This is a genomic window from Sphaerospermopsis sp. LEGE 08334, from assembly GCF_015207205.1.
Classification (GTDB): Bacteria; Cyanobacteriota; Cyanobacteriia; order Cyanobacteriales; family Nostocaceae; genus Sphaerospermopsis.
This window is the reverse complement of record NZ_JADEXH010000011.1, coordinates 44,336-58,517: the sequence shown is the minus strand read 5'-3', so window position 1 is coordinate 58,517 and position 14,182 is coordinate 44,336. Positions and strand designations below refer to the sequence as shown.

The following is a 14,182-nucleotide window of genomic DNA, read 5'->3' as shown; positions in this document are numbered from 1 at the left end:
TGGTAATTGGTAATTGGTGATTGGTGATTGGTAATTGGTGATTGGAAAACTCTTGTCCCATTACCCATTACCCATTACCCATTACCCATTACCCATTACCCATTTACGAATGTAACTTTACTGAGGAATTTGATTTAGGTTCACTTTTAGTATTCCAACTGCGATGAGCAGCTTCTACAAATTGACTGACGCGAATTGGATCAATGGGTTGCGAAATTTGCCCGTGACGTTTTAAAGAACTGGAAACAATCACACCATCAGCAGCTTGCATTAGCGTACCCACATTTTCCCAATCAGCGCCGCTACCGATAAAAACTGGTGTACCAGCAGCCGCACCACTAGCTAATTCTAGATCCTCTAGGTTGGGAGGGCTGCCAGTTGCCCAACCGGATAAAATTACACCATCTGCTAAACCTCTTTCTATTGTGTCTTTTACAGCCACAGTCAGGTTAGGAGAACTTAAAGGACGGGCGTGTTTAACCAGCACATCAGCCAAAATTTTGACATCAGAACCTAATTCTCTACGATAGCGTAGTAATTCATGTGCCTCCCCTTCAATTAATCCTTGATCAGTGGCCATTACCCCTGTGAGGACATTAACCCGGATAAATTGGGCTTTTACACAACTGGCGATCGCCATTGCACTTTTCCCATCATTTCTTAAAACATTTAAACCCACAGGTAAAGTTACTAAATTCTGTATCCGCTGTACTACCACCGTCATAGCACTGACAACAGCGGGATCAACTTGATTTTTAGTAAAAGGAGCATCAAAAAAATTTTCTACAATTAAGCCGTCTACCCCTCCACTGGCAAGGGCTGTAGCTTCTTGTTCAGCACGGTCAATTACCGCTTTCAGGCTACCTCCCCAACGGGCTGAGGTAGGTAAGGGTAGCAGATGAACTACGCCAATAATCGGTTTGCAAGTTTTGAATAGTTGATATAAGTCCACGTCTTTAATTTGAAGATGGCATTGTTCAGAGTTGAAAAATTAGTATTTAGCTATCAGTAATCAGCAATCAGCTAAATGATACCAATAACAAAGATTCAAAATTTTGAATTGGCTATAAATTACGCCAATACAAAAAAGCCAACTATTGCTCAAGTCCTGTCATTCTCTGTATTTCATCTCCAGACTGAAAGCTGAAAGCTGATAGCTGAAGGCTGATAGCTGATTGCTATACTGATATGCTTTGGCGTGTTATTCAGGATTAAATAAATCTCCTCATGCTGAAGATGTAAATTGTCGTTAAACCTTTCATAAGATATGTTAAGATAAAATATGGCTACAAGAGGAGTTTGCCACTCACAAGACGCAAGGCCGCTTCCCGTTGTTTAGGTTTATAGCTGTCAGCACATTACAGCCCCAGCCTGAAAGTAGGGCAGCAATACTGCTTTATGGGCTTAGTCGCGTTAGCGATTTCCCGGAGGGTAGCGACTTCTCACCAACAGCCCTTTGGGCGGCTTCCCGATGGGTAAATTAACAACGCACACGCTGCGGTAATGTAAAATACCATTAAGCGAATCGTTAAAAAATATTAACAGTGTCTAAATTATCCCAAGACACTTATATTTACCCTGGGAAACAAAATAACAAAAACATCATAGCATAACCACTATCATGAACCATGAATAGGGTTATATCTCAATGGGAATTTGCTGATAGTGGCGAATAGTCACTGTAAAATCCTAGTTATGGTGCGGGAAAAAGCACCTAGTTAATGTTTGTAATGTTTGAAGAAAAGAGAAAAAAATTGAAGATTTTTTCAAAATATGGGTGACAAGCCAACAATTGCGATTTCACACCTGGGCTGCGAGAAAAACCGAATAGATACAGAACATATGTTAGGGCTGTTGGTAGAAGCAGGATATGGTGTAGATACAAACGAAGAGTTAGCAGATTATGTAATAGTAAATACCTGTAGTTTTATCGAAGCTGCCAGGGAAGAATCGGTAAGAACCTTAGTAGAACTGGCAGAAGCCAATAAAAAAGTAGTGATTACTGGTTGTATGGCGCAACACTTTCAAGAACAATTATTGGAAGAGTTGCCAGAAGCAGTAGCGGTAGTTGGAACAGGAGACTATCACAAAATAGTCAATGTGATTGAGCGAGTAGAACAGGGAGAGCGAGTAAAACAAATTAGCGCCGAACCCACCTACATAGCTGATGAAACCACACCACGCTACAGGACAACAACGGAAGGAGTAGCATACCTGAGAGTTGCCGAAGGCTGTGATTATCGTTGTGCATTTTGTATTATTCCTTATTTAAGAGGAAACCAGCGATCGCGTACAATTGAATCAATAGTAGCCGAAGCCGAGCAACTGGCAGCGCAAGGGGTAAAAGAAATCATTCTCATTTCCCAAATCACCACTAACTATGGATTAGATATTTACGGTAAACCAAAGTTAGCGGAACTCATTCGTGCCTTGGGGAAAGTAGATATACCTTGGGTGAGAATGCACTATGCTTATCCTACGGGACTAACCCCAGATGTAATTGCGGCAATTCAAGAAACAGCGAATTTCTTGCCTTATCTAGATTTGCCCTTGCAGCATTCTCATCCAGAGATACTTCGCGCCATGAATCGTCCTTGGCAGGGGAGAGTCAATGACGGAATAATTGAGCGCATTAAAACAGCCTTACCATCAGCAGTGCTGCGAACCACATTTATAGTTGGTTTTCCTGGAGAAACAGAGGAGCATTTCCAGCATTTACTAGAGTTTACGGAGCGACACGAATTTGATCATGTTGGTGTGTTCACCTTTTCTCCAGAAGAAGGAACACCAGCTTATAACCTATCGAATCAATTACCACAAGAATTGATGGTAGAACGTCGTGATCAAATCATGGCATTACAACAACCTATTTCTCTCCGTAAAAATCAGGAGGAAGTCGGGAAAATCGTTGATGTCCTGATTGAGCAAGAAAACCCCGGAAGTGGAGAGTTAATTGGCCGTTCCGGCAGATTTGCCCCAGAAGTTGATGGTCAGGTCTATGTTAAAGGCGAAGCCAGACTAGGAACAATCGTACCAGTCAAAATCACCAGTGCTGATGCTTATGACCTCTATGGTGAAGTGGTGACAGGTGAAAAATTTTAGATTTTAGATTTTAGATTTTAGATTGGAGTCTATTTAGGAAAATCCAAAATCCAAAATCCAAAATCCAAAATTGAATCACCAATCACCAAATTTACAAAATATACCAATTCTCTAAAATTCGGCGACTGATTAAAGTCCTCAAACCCAGATTCGGTCGGACTGCCATAATTACAAATTATGAATTACGTATCCCTAACCGGACCGAAGGAAATATTACGAATTGGTATTAAGTATTCGGCTTACAAGTCCAAAATTCACAATAAATAAAATCTAGGAGAATTAATGAATCTTACCTTTCAAGAACTAGGCATTTCCCAAGAGCGTGTTGAACAATTAGAAAGAATTGGCTTCACCGCACCTACCAACATTCAAATGCAAGCGATTCCCCAATTGTTAGAGGGACGTGATGTGGTGGGTCAATCCCAAACAGGAACAGGCAAAACAGCAGCTTTTTCTCTGCCAATGTTGGAAAAATTGGATGTGAGCAAAAGAGCAGTACAAGCCTTAGTTTTAACACCGACTCGTGAATTGGCGATGCAGGTTCATGATGCCATTTCCCAGTTTATGGGTGATGATGGTTTGCGTGTTTTGGCTATCTATGGTGGTCAGTCTATTGACCGACAAATGATGCAGCTAAAACGTGGTGTTCATGTAGTTGTTGGGACACCAGGACGGGTCATAGACTTGTTGGAACGTGGTAGTTTAAAACTCGACCAAGTGAAATGGTTTGTTTTAGATGAAGCTGATGAAATGTTGAGCATGGGTTTTATTGATGATGTGATCAAAATTTTGTCCCAAGCTCCCGAAGATCGGCAAACAGCTTTATTTTCGGCAACTATGCCCCCATCTATTCGCCAACTGGTGAATAAGTTTTTAAACTCTCCGGTGACTGTCACCGTTGAACAACCAAAAGCTGCACCCAATAAAATCAACCAAGTAGCTTACCTCATTCCTCGACACTGGACAAAGGCTAAAGCTTTGCAGCCTATTTTGGAAATGGAAGATCCAGACACAGCTTTAATCTTTGTCCGCACCAGACGCACAGCGGCAGAATTGACTAATCAATTGCAAGCTGCTGGTCACAGTGTAGATGAATATCATGGTGATTTATCCCAACAAGCGCGGGAAAGATTATTGACTCGTTTCCGTAATGGCCAAGTACGCTGGGTGGTGGCTACTGATATTGCGGCACGGGGTTTAGATGTGGATCTGCTTTCCCACGTGATTAACTTTGACTTGCCTGATAGTGTAGAAACCTACCTGCACCGGATTGGTAGAACTGGCCGCGCTGGTAAAGAAGGGACTGCGATTTCTTTGGTACAACCCTTTGAGCGTCGTAAACAACAGGCATTTGAACGCCATAACCGTCAAAGCTGGCAGGTGTTAACAATTCCTACGAGAGCGCAAATTGAAGCTAGACACATTCAAAAATTGAAAGATCAGGTGTCTGAAGCTTTAGCGGGTGAAAGGTTGGCTTCATTTTTGCCCATTATTAGCGAATTGACTGAAAAATATGATGCTCAGGCGATCGCAGCAGCAGCTTTACAACTGGCTTACGATCAAACCCGTCCTGCTTGGTTGCAAAATGGTGTAGATGTTCCTGATGAAGAACCTACTCCCAAACCCAAACTCAACAAACGTCGTGATGGCGATCGCTCAGAACGCAATTTTGGCGGTGACTACAACGAGCGTTCTGGAGGTAGTCGTGGCCGTTCCTGGTCTAAGTCTGACAGAAATGGCGATGAAGGAAGACCTACTCCCAAACCCAAACTACGGAAGGAACGCCAAGAACGCTATGACCGTCATGAGTCTCCTGTTTTACCAGGTAATCAAAAACAAATCTAGGTGATTGGTGATTGGTAACGCAATTTTGGATTTTGGATTTTGGATTTTGGATTGTTTTTCTTAACTCCAATCTAAAATCTAAAATCTAAAATCTAAAATCTAAAATTTTCTCCCCATCTCCCCATCACAGTTAACAATTGTCAATTTTTCCAGGGTTGAGTGATTTGAGCTATTTCGTCAAACTCATCCTTGGTCATTGTCCAACCTAAAGCGCCGACGTTCTGTTTTACTTGTTCGGCGTTTTTGACTCCCGCAATCGGTATCACGTTCCCCTGGGCAATTAACCAGTTAAGGGCTACTTGGGCAGGGGTACGATCATATTTATTACCGATTTTTTCCAGTAAAGATAATACTGGGGCAATTTTATTTAAACCATCTTGACTAAATCGCGGATCTATGCTTCTCGCTCCTGTGGGTTTATAAGAGGTGGTATATTTGCCTGTTAATAATCCCTGAGCTAAGGGACTATAAGCTAATATTGTTACATCTAATTCACGGGCTGTCTGTAAAATCCCGTTGCTTTCAATTTGCCTTGTTAACAAAGAATAACGCACCTGGTTCACTGCTAAAGGTATTCCTCTTGCGGACAATATTTTGTGTACATTTCTCATTTCTGAGGCAGAATAATTACTGACACCTATTGCCCCGATTCTTCCTTTCTGTACCTCATCTGCTAAGGTGTTCATTAAAGTTTCTTGAGAAAGAAAGAATGTAAATGGCCAGTGAACTTGGTATAATTCTATTCTTTCTAATTGCAGACGTTTGAGACTTTCTGTTAACGCTTCAGATACAGATTTTCCATCCCAACGCCAAGGTAAAGGACCGAATTTAGTAGCAATTTGTACTTTTTGGGATGTTTGTTTGATGAACTTGCCTAAAAACTGTTCTGAAAGTCCTAAACCGTAAACTTCCGCAGTATCAAAGAAAGTGACACCTGCATCTACAGCAGTGGCGAAAGCTGCTTGCAGTTGTTCTTCTCCGTAATTATCCCCATAGTTCCAAAAAAGTTTATCACCCCATGCCCAAGTTCCTAAACATAAAGGGGGAACGGTTAAGCCGGTTTTACCTAATGCGATCGCTTCCATCTTGCTAAAATAGATTATATTTACATTTCTTTACAGATTTAGTTTAACGTTTTCTCTAAACTTGTTCAGGTGACTCCACAGTGGTTAAACATTTCGGTTTATCTTGAGTAATGAGATTAAATTCTGTAAACAATACAAAATAGTAGTTATGGCAGGTGATATTTTCGATACTCCCCAAGACTCCCTAACCGTACCCAAGGTCAACATACCGACTATGTTTAGGCTAGGGTTTTTTCAGATGGGGTTGAGTATGATGTCTATTTTGACTCTGGGGGTACTCAACCGAGTCATGATTCAAGAAATCGCCATTCCGGCGACAATAGTGGCTATAGTGTTAGCTATACCTGCTTTTGTATCTCCAACGCGGATTTTATTTGGACAGATATCTGATGCTAAACCGTTGTTAGGTTATCATCGTACAGCTTATGTGTGGATCGGCGCAGCAATATTTGCGATCGCCGCTTTTTTAGCAGTACAAGTAATTTGGCAGTTAAATGCTATCAGTGGTGATAGTTGGGTGTGGACAACTCAAGCGATCGCTTGGACAGGAGTTTTAGGTTTAGTTTTTGCTATTTATGGTTTAGCAATTTGTGTTAGTGGTACTGCATTTGCCGCATTATTAGTAGATATTTCCGAAGAAGATAACCGTTCCCAAGTCGTTGGTATTGTCTGGTCAATGCTAATGGTAGGTATTATTGTGGGAGCAATTGTTAGTTCTAGTTTATTAAAACAATTGGATGGAAATGCACCTTTAGAAACTTTACAATCTGCCATTAATAGATTATTTCTAATTGTTCCCAGTGTAGTATTTCTTTTCTCTATCATTGCTACTGTAGGTGTAGAAAAAAAATATTCTCGTTTTTATCAACGTTCCACACCAGGAAACCGGGAAGATAGCATTAGTTTAGGTGCAGCTTGGTCAATATTAACAGCTAGTCCGCAAACAGGTTTGTTTTTTACCTTTTTATTGGTAATGACAATTAGTTTATTCATGCAAGATCCAATTTTAGAACCTTATGCGGGTGAAGTGTTTAAAATGCCTTTGGCTGAAAGTACCAAACTTAATGTTTTTTATGGTACGGGAATTTTAATAGCTTATGGTGTAACTGGCTTTTTCATTGTCCCACGTATAGGTAAACGCAAAACAATTAAACTAGGCTGTATTTTAGTAGCTTTTTCCGCCTTATTATTAGGATTTTCCGGGTTTTCTGGTAATGCCAACTTTTTAAAATTTGGTTTAGTAATATTTGGTTTATCTACTGGTTTTGTCACCACTGGCGCAGTCAGTTTAATGTTAGATTTAACAGTAGCAGAAGCCGCAGGTACTTTTATCGGTGCATGGGGATTAGCACAATCTATATCCAGAGGAATCGCTGTAGTCATTGGTGGTACTGTTTTAGATATTGGTCGCAATTTGTTCACCAATAATTTACCATTAGCTTATGGTATGGTTTTTTGTTTGGAAGCTGTGGGAATGATTATTTCTCTATGGTTTTTAAACCGGGTGAATGTGACAGAATTTCAAACCAATACTAAACAAGCTTTAGCTTCGGTTTTGGAAAGTGATTTAGATTAGATTAGGTGACAGGTGACTGGTGACTGGGAGGATGAATAAACCAATGACTAATGACTAACGACTAATAACTAATAACTAATAAAAAATGAATGATTTTTGGAACACAATTTTAGATTTTTCCCAAACTACTACAACGAGAGTGGGAAAACAATTAATGCAGGATTTTGGTAAAGTTCAAGCATCTCAAAAAGCTGATGGAACTTTAGTTACTCAAGCTGATAAATGGGCGGATCAAGAAATTAGAGATGCTATAGTTTCCACTTTCTCAGGTTACGGAATTTTAAGTGAAGAAAGTGATAAAATTTTTCCTGATACAGAATGGTGTTGGGTAATTGATCCTTTAGATGGAACAACAAATTTTACTAGAGGTATTCCTATTTGGGCAATTTCTCTAGGTTTACTTTATCGCGGAACACCGATTTTTGGCTATGTTCATGTACCACCATTAAATCAAACCTTTCATGGTTTTTGGGCTGGTTCATCAGGCTTACAAACGCCAACAGGAGCATTTTTAAATAACCATCCTATCCACACCAGTAAGGATGATCCAAGTGGTAATCACTTTTTTAATCTTTGTTCTCGTAGTACGGGAATTATTCAACCGGGTTTTCCCTGTAAACTGCGGATGTTAGGAGTTGCTAGTTATAATTTTTTAACTGTTGCGACTGGTGCAGTTTTAGGAGGTGTGGAAGCGACTCCTAAAGTTTGGGATATTGCAGGTGCTTGGGTAATTTTACAAGCTGCTGGTGGTTGTTGGATATCTTTAAAAAATCCACCTTTTCCATTAATAACAGGTGTTGATTATAGTCATATCTCTTTTCCCACAATGGTTGTTAGTGATTCCAAAATTGAATCTGTGTTTACTCCTTTTCTCAAAGGTGTTAAATTGTAAGTCAGGAGTCAGGATTCAGAATATTGGATAAATCAGTAGATTATCAATACCTGATTTTTAGTCTAAACTCCAGTTAAAAAGCTTATTGCTGAGGGAGCATCCCAAATGTGTAAGTTGATTTTTTTTGTCTGAGATCAAGACATGAAATGAACTAACCACGAAGAAGCGAAGGACACGAAGGTAAGAAGAAAGAAGAGAGTTTTCAGGTACTTTTATTCTGCATTGTTGCTTTCATTAGGATGCTCCCATTGCTGATAGCTGAATGCTTAGGAAATAATGAACCGCAGAGGACGCAGAGAAATGAAAATTTGAAATAAAAAAGGTGGGTGCTATGGCTAAAATGAAGATTTTGCAAGAAGATCAATCTTATACTTTTCGGTCTTATTTTGAGTTACCTTATGAAGCAGATGATATTTTAGCCGAATTTAATTACTCTCTAATTAAAGCGCACCTATCTTTACCACAAACCAATCAGGAACTTCAAGAATTACCCGCACTCAAACAAAGAATAGAGGATATTTTGCCTTTTGTTAGTTTGAGTAATGAAACTGCAAGAAGGGAAACTTTGGTGTCTCCAATTTTGTTGGAGGTAATTCGCTATTGTCACTGTCAAATGCGAATAGAATACCCTCTTGCTGTTAATAATCAACTCAAAGGTAATCTTGATTATCTTTTACGGTTAAATAATAATTTTTTGGTGATCGAAGCTAAAAATGATGATTTGACTAGAGGTTTTACTCAATTAGCTGTAGAATTAATTGCATTATCTCAAATTCAGGAAAATACTATTTTATATGGTGCTGTGACTATTGGTAATGTTTGGCAATTTGGTAAACTTGATAGTAGTCAAAAACAAATAACCCAAGATATTAATTTGTTTAAAGTTCCTGGAGATGTAGATATTTTAGTTAGTTCAATTATCGGTATTTTACAAGGAGTAAATAACTAATCACCAATTACCAATTACCAATTACCAATTACCAATTACCAATTACCAATTACCAATTACCAATTACCAATTACCAATTACCAATTACCAATTACCAATTACCAATTACCAATTACCAATTACCAATTACCAAATTATGAAAGCACTCTGGTTAGAAAATCAAGAATTACAACTAAAAACTGATCTTCCCATACCTGAACCCCCCAAGGGTGAAGCGTTAATTAAGGTTTTACGTGCAGGTATTTGTAACACTGACTTAGAATTACTAAAAGGTTATTATCCCTATACAGGTATTTTAGGGCATGAATTTGTCGGTGTGGTAGAGAAAGGTTCAGAAAATTTAATTAATAAAAGAGTTGTTGGTGAAATAAACGCTGCTTGTGGTTATTGTCGGTTTTGTTTGCAAGGAATACCTACCCACTGTGAAAATCGCACGGTTTTAGGTATTGTTAATCGTAATGGTGCGTTTGCTGAATATCTTTGTTTACCTGAAAAAAATCTGCATCTTGTCCCTGATAATGTTTCTACAGATGCAGCAACTTTCACTGAACCTATTGCAGCAGCTTTAGAAATTCAAGAACAAGTAAAAATCACTCCCAATGAAAAAGTTTTAGTAGTCGGTGATGGAAAATTAGGACAATTAATAGCGCAAACTTTAGCGTTAACTGGTTGTGATTTATTGGTAGTGGGAAGACACAAAGATAAATTAGCAAATTTAGAAAATCGAGGAATAAAAACTGGTTTAGTTGATGATATCAAAGATAGAAGTTTTGATATTTCTGTAGATTGTACAGGAAATCCTGAAGGTTTTGCTACTGCACGTCGCGCTTTACGTCCTAGAGGTACGCTAGTTTTAAAAAGTACCTACGCTGGTAATTTAAGTGTGGATATGTCTTCATTAGTGGTAGATGAAATTACTTTGATCGGTTCTCGTTGTGGTCCCTTTTCTCCAGCTTTGGAATTATTAGCAAAAAATCAGATAGATGTTACACCTTTAATTCAATATCATTATCCCTTGAGTGAAGGTTTAGCTGCTTTTGCAAAAGCACAAACTAAAGGAGTTTTAAAGGTGTTATTAGAGATGAATTAATTGATAATTGACAATTGATAATTATTTTATTCTAGTTTTAAATCGTCAATTATCCAATGTTAATTTTCCATTGTTGAAGGAAAATTTCACATTGATTCTGCACCTTTGGTAACTAAACGTTTAAATAAAGCAGCAGACCAACCAGTTTCTCTTAATACAGCAGTTGTCGCAACATCTATATAAGACTGTTCAATAAATGCTAAGTCAATCATGCAAATTTTACCTAAAGCATCTTTTAATTCATCTGGTTTTCCCTCACTTTTGAGTTTTTTTCCTACTTCATTAACTACTGTGGCCATTGCTGGTACTATATGCTGGGGTTGAATCCCGACTTTGACATGAACCAGACCTATTTTCCACCTTCTTTCCGCATAATTATCACCCCAATTATCAATTCCTGTAAACATTTCATGAAACCAGGTGATGAAGGTTTGTTTTAATCTGTGAACTCTTCCTTCAGTTTCGTTTAAAACTGCATTCATTTCTTCATCACGACCTAAATAAGCATAAAAATGATCTGCCATTTCTGCGGCAATTTCTAATCCCCAGTCTGCGTTTGCTTTCAATGTTGATTGATCATTTTCATGGAAATCAAATCTTTTGACTAAGGTATTCATGAAAGCAGAAGGTTCTATAGTCATATTCATCCTTTCAACTTTATCAAGTTATCCAATAAATACGTACAAATACGTACTTTACAAACAGATAGGGTTTTAATTAGCCTTTACTGTCTGGTTGTAATTTAACCGACAAAGTTGAGGAAGTCGTAAAAATGGCAGAAATTGTTACAAATATTTTTGTGTATCTGAGGAAAATCAACTGCTGATTGTTTAATATTTTTCAGAATCAAAATTTTTATGGGGTTGATGATCTTTACAACCTATTGCTTCTTCTGTATTCGCAATATAAGGATTTACAGTACATTTAAGACGATAATTATTAGTAAAAAATTGGCAGTTATGACAGGGTATTTGGTGCATTGTTTTGGCTGTTTTTACAGTTTCTTTTGTCGCTGTCCATAAATTCAACAACATCATAATTATGGTAGTCCAAGCGACGACGAAACAAATGGGAATTAAAAATGGTTGTATTCCATGAATGAGAAAAGATACAAAATTTAACATGGCAATAGTCAATACAAGTGAGGAGTTAGAAATTAATATAACTCCTAACTCCTCATTGATCACGTCTAGCTAAAGATATATTACATTTCAAGGAGTCAGGAGTCAGGAGTCAGGAGAAAGAATTTATTGTTTAACTTTTGCCTTTTGCCTTTTGCCTTCTGTTCCCTGTTCCCTGTTCCCTGTTCCCTGCTAACTGTTAAATTCCTGCGTGTCCTAATGCTAAACCTGTAACTAGCATTCCAAAGACTAAGAAAGGTTGGGCGCTGGCTTGGTATTTTACATCATTTGCTATAGGATCACGTAAGAAATACATATCCTGAAAAGTGATTTGGGGAATGATTAATAATACCAAAATTGCGGCGTACAAGTTCTCATGAATACTGACGAGATAACCTGCAACTAAACCTTGAAATAAGTCAATCATGACTACACAAATTAACGCCGCAGTTTGGATACCAAACATGACTGGTAATGATTTTAAACCTAATTGGCGATCGCCTTCTACACTTTTGAAATCATTAACAACAGCAATTCCCAAACCTGCCAAACTATAAAATAAGGTGAGAACTACAATTGTCCAATTTAACTCACCAAATAAAGCATGACCCGCCCACCAAGGTAATGCAATATAACTTGCACCTAAAGCATAATTTCCTAACCAACCATTTTGTTTTAATTTTAATGGTGGTGCTGAATAAATGTAGGCAATAAAAGAACCAAAAACCGACAATCCTAAAATATTAGGAAATGGATGACCTGCCCATAAATCTAAAGTGTAGGCTACACCATATCCTAATAATAGTAAAAGCACAAATTGGGTAACTACTTGCTTTTCAGAAATTGCCCCTGAAGGAATAGGTCGGTAAGGTTCATTAATTGCGTCAATTTCCCGATCATAATAATCATTAATGGTTTGGGTATAACCAGTTAACAATGGTCCAGAAAGCAACATACACAAAGCTGCTTTTAAGACATTTTCTAAACTCCAGGTATAATTCCCTGAAGATGCTGCACCACAAACTACACCCCAAATTAAAGGAATCCAGGTGATAGGTTTCATCAACTGTAAACGAATTTTCCAGATTGATGTTTCTCCTGGTGCTGCACCTTTCATTCCCAGAAGTTGGCGAGTTTTCGCACTACGATCTTCTGTATTTGTAGCTTCCTGATTTACAGATTCTACAACTTCAGTTGGTTGAGGATTTTGATTTATGGGAGTTGATTCAGACATAATAATCTAATGGGTAATTGGTGATTGGTGATTGGTAAACAAGGGAACAGGGAACAGGGAACAGGGAACAGGGATTTTTTCACTATTTCCTGATTTCCTACTGTCACCTGTCACCTGTCACCTGTCACCTCTAAAACCTAAAAAGAAATTATCAAATAACTATTTTGAAACTTTGCCCCGGTAACAGGTTTACCACTGAGGGCAGGGGGTAAGAAGATATTACGGCGATGATCTCCGGCTTCTATTGTGACTTCTGGACCAGATTGAGTGAGTTTGACTTGTTTTTTGTCAAAACCTGGTAAAAATAGCCGTACTTGGCGATTATGTACGTCTATTTCTATGGGTTTGGGTGCTTGTAATGCTTGTTCGACAAAGTTAGGTAAAGCATCTATCAAAGGTTGCCATTCACCCTTAGATACATCAGGAACAGTGCTGATAGGTAGGGGCGAAAATTCTGCTGATAGATTGGTATTTTGATCAGCAGACACTAAAATTGCGCCACCAATAGTTAAACCAATTTGTTGGGCAGTACCCCAAAGATAACGGGAACTAGCCACATCTATGGGATCTGGAGTTGTGACTAAAAATGCTGCGACTCGTTTAGGATCTGCTAAAGCTGCTTTACCTTGATCGAGAAAATTATTAACTTGGTTAGTGGGTTGGGCGAAGTTCTCAGCTGTCCAGTTAACATTAAATAAACTGGTAATCAGGGGTTGAATGAGGGGTGATTCAGAAATTGCTTTACCTAGATCGGAGTTGGCAAACAATTGTCTAAATCTTCGCACGTACCAGCTAAGAGATTCGGGCATTCCCAACATCCGCAAGGTGGCAGCGTCTCCAGCACCATCATAGATAATCGCGTCATATTTGCCACTGGCATCATATTCACGAATCGCATTGAGAGCAAGGGCGTTATCCATGCCTGGTAACACTACCAGTTCTTGTCCATAGACCTCTTTTAAAATCGGTGTACGGAGATATTGCGCTTCTAGTTTTTTTACTTCTTCCCAGTTGCGTTCTAGCAGTACAGATGCTTGAAACTGTACTGCTTGCAAGTTGGGAGCGATTTCTTGGGGGTCAGGAGAGAGAGTAGTTTCCAGTAAAATTGGCAACGTTGGTTCTGCTAATCCTGCTAAAAGTACCCGTTTGCCTTGGCTTGCCAATAGCTTGGCTGCGGCGATCGCAATTTTACTGCGAGCGATGCCGTTTTTGCCTAAAAATGTCAGTATCAAGGCCATTACGTGATTTCCAATTACCGCCTATTTGTTCAACTCCAACTTAGCACTTA

Annotated in this window: 13 protein-coding genes; 7 read left to right on the top strand and 6 right to left on the bottom strand. The window is 38.7% G+C overall.

Features of this window, described 5'->3' with window-relative positions; all coding sequences use genetic code 11:
* Positions 1-103: 103 nt before the first annotated feature.
* Positions 104-952, bottom strand: a complete 849-nt coding sequence (gene btpA / locus IQ237_RS08290) for a photosystem I biogenesis protein BtpA (protein WP_194054033.1) — start codon at positions 950-952, stop codon at positions 104-106.
* Positions 953-1,773: 821 nt separating this feature from the next.
* Here btpA and rimO point away from each other — a divergent pair.
* Positions 1,774-3,102, top strand: coding sequence for a 30S ribosomal protein S12 methylthiotransferase RimO (gene rimO, locus IQ237_RS08285; protein ID WP_194054031.1), 1,329 nt, complete (start codon positions 1,774-1,776; stop codon positions 3,100-3,102).
* 282 nt (positions 3,103-3,384) lie between these two features.
* A complete protein-coding gene (locus IQ237_RS08280; RefSeq protein ID WP_194054029.1) occupies positions 3,385-4,947 on the top strand; it encodes a DEAD/DEAH box helicase in 1,563 nt (520 codons plus the stop codon).
* A gap of 140 nt (positions 4,948-5,087) precedes the next feature.
* Here IQ237_RS08280 and IQ237_RS08275 read toward each other — a convergent pair whose 3' ends face one another.
* Positions 5,088-6,032, bottom strand: a complete 945-nt coding sequence (locus IQ237_RS08275; RefSeq protein ID WP_194054027.1) for an aldo/keto reductase — start codon at positions 6,030-6,032, stop codon at positions 5,088-5,090.
* A 148-nt stretch (positions 6,033-6,180) separates the two neighbouring features.
* On the opposite strand from IQ237_RS08275, the gene IQ237_RS08270 reads away from it, so the two are divergent.
* The 5 genes from IQ237_RS08270 to IQ237_RS08255 all read left to right on the top strand — a co-directional run bounded on the left by IQ237_RS08270 (position 6,181) and on the right by IQ237_RS08255 (position 10,539).
* Positions 6,181-7,608, top strand: a complete 1,428-nt coding sequence (locus IQ237_RS08270; protein ID WP_194054025.1) for a BCD family MFS transporter — start codon at positions 6,181-6,183, stop codon at positions 7,606-7,608.
* Between the two features lie 85 nt (positions 7,609-7,693).
* Positions 7,694-8,500: an inositol monophosphatase family protein gene (locus IQ237_RS08265; protein WP_194054023.1), complete on the top strand. Its 807-nt coding sequence runs from the start codon at positions 7,694-7,696 to the stop codon at positions 8,498-8,500.
* Positions 8,501-8,831: 331 nt separating this feature from the next.
* Entirely contained in the window at positions 8,832-9,449 is a 618-nt protein-coding gene (locus tag IQ237_RS08260) for a hypothetical protein (protein WP_194054021.1), read from the top strand.
* A complete protein-coding gene (locus IQ237_RS27015) occupies positions 9,449-9,589 on the top strand; it encodes a hypothetical protein (protein ID WP_375539901.1) in 141 nt (46 codons plus the stop codon). The genes IQ237_RS08260 and IQ237_RS27015 overlap by 1 nt, the downstream gene beginning before the upstream one ends.
* Positions 9,586-10,539 carry an alcohol dehydrogenase catalytic domain-containing protein gene (locus IQ237_RS08255; RefSeq protein ID WP_194054019.1) on the top strand — a complete coding sequence of 318 codons (954 nt, stop codon included), beginning with the start codon at positions 9,586-9,588 and terminating at the stop codon, positions 10,537-10,539. Before IQ237_RS27015 ends, IQ237_RS08255 begins: the two co-directional genes overlap by 4 nt.
* A gap of 86 nt (positions 10,540-10,625) precedes the next feature.
* Here IQ237_RS08255 and IQ237_RS08250 read toward each other — a convergent pair whose 3' ends face one another.
* The 4 genes from IQ237_RS08250 to IQ237_RS08235 all read right to left on the bottom strand — a co-directional run bounded on the left by IQ237_RS08250 (position 10,626) and on the right by IQ237_RS08235 (position 14,132).
* The gene (locus IQ237_RS08250; RefSeq protein WP_194054018.1) at positions 10,626-11,180 is read right to left on the bottom strand and encodes a protoglobin domain-containing protein; all 555 of its coding nucleotides are present in this window, start codon (positions 11,178-11,180) and stop codon (positions 10,626-10,628) included.
* Positions 11,181-11,369: 189 nt separating this feature from the next.
* Positions 11,370-11,663 (bottom strand): hypothetical protein, encoded by a 294-nt coding sequence (locus IQ237_RS08245; RefSeq protein ID WP_194054016.1) that lies wholly within the window; start codon positions 11,661-11,663, stop codon positions 11,370-11,372.
* 196 nt (positions 11,664-11,859) lie between these two features.
* Positions 11,860-12,894 carry a chlorophyll synthase ChlG gene (chlG, locus tag IQ237_RS08240; protein WP_194054014.1) on the bottom strand — a complete coding sequence of 345 codons (1,035 nt, stop codon included), beginning with the start codon at positions 12,892-12,894 and terminating at the stop codon, positions 11,860-11,862.
* A 137-nt stretch (positions 12,895-13,031) separates the two neighbouring features.
* On the bottom strand, positions 13,032-14,132 hold the full coding sequence (locus IQ237_RS08235) for an ArsA family ATPase (protein ID WP_194054012.1): 1,101 nt from the start codon (positions 14,130-14,132) through the stop codon (positions 13,032-13,034).
* Positions 14,133-14,182 lie beyond the last annotated feature (50 nt).

What these genes read in the sequence shown, in the direction of transcription:
- rimO (WP_194054031.1), top strand. Translation starts at nt 1,774, where the DNA reads ATGGGTGACAAGCCAACAATTGCGATTTCACACCTGGGCTGCGAGAAA.
- IQ237_RS08280 (WP_194054029.1), top strand. Translation starts at nt 3,385, where the DNA reads ATGAATCTTACCTTTCAAGAACTAGGCATTTCCCAAGAGCGTGTTGAA.
- IQ237_RS08275 (WP_194054027.1), bottom strand. Translation starts at nt 6,032, where the DNA reads ATGGAAGCGATCGCATTAGGTAAAACCGGCTTAACCGTTCCCCCTTTA.
- IQ237_RS08270 (WP_194054025.1), top strand. Translation starts at nt 6,181, where the DNA reads ATGGCAGGTGATATTTTCGATACTCCCCAAGACTCCCTAACCGTACCC.
- IQ237_RS08265 (WP_194054023.1), top strand. Translation starts at nt 7,694, where the DNA reads ATGAATGATTTTTGGAACACAATTTTAGATTTTTCCCAAACTACTACA.
- IQ237_RS08260 (WP_194054021.1), top strand. Translation starts at nt 8,832, where the DNA reads ATGGCTAAAATGAAGATTTTGCAAGAAGATCAATCTTATACTTTTCGG.
- IQ237_RS08255 (WP_194054019.1), top strand. Translation starts at nt 9,586, where the DNA reads ATGAAAGCACTCTGGTTAGAAAATCAAGAATTACAACTAAAAACTGAT.
- IQ237_RS08250 (WP_194054018.1), bottom strand. Translation starts at nt 11,180, where the DNA reads ATGACTATAGAACCTTCTGCTTTCATGAATACCTTAGTCAAAAGATTT.
- IQ237_RS08245 (WP_194054016.1), bottom strand. Translation starts at nt 11,663, where the DNA reads ATGTTAAATTTTGTATCTTTTCTCATTCATGGAATACAACCATTTTTA.
- chlG (WP_194054014.1), bottom strand. Translation starts at nt 12,894, where the DNA reads ATGTCTGAATCAACTCCCATAAATCAAAATCCTCAACCAACTGAAGTT.
- IQ237_RS08235 (WP_194054012.1), bottom strand. Translation starts at nt 14,132, where the DNA reads ATGGCCTTGATACTGACATTTTTAGGCAAAAACGGCATCGCTCGCAGT.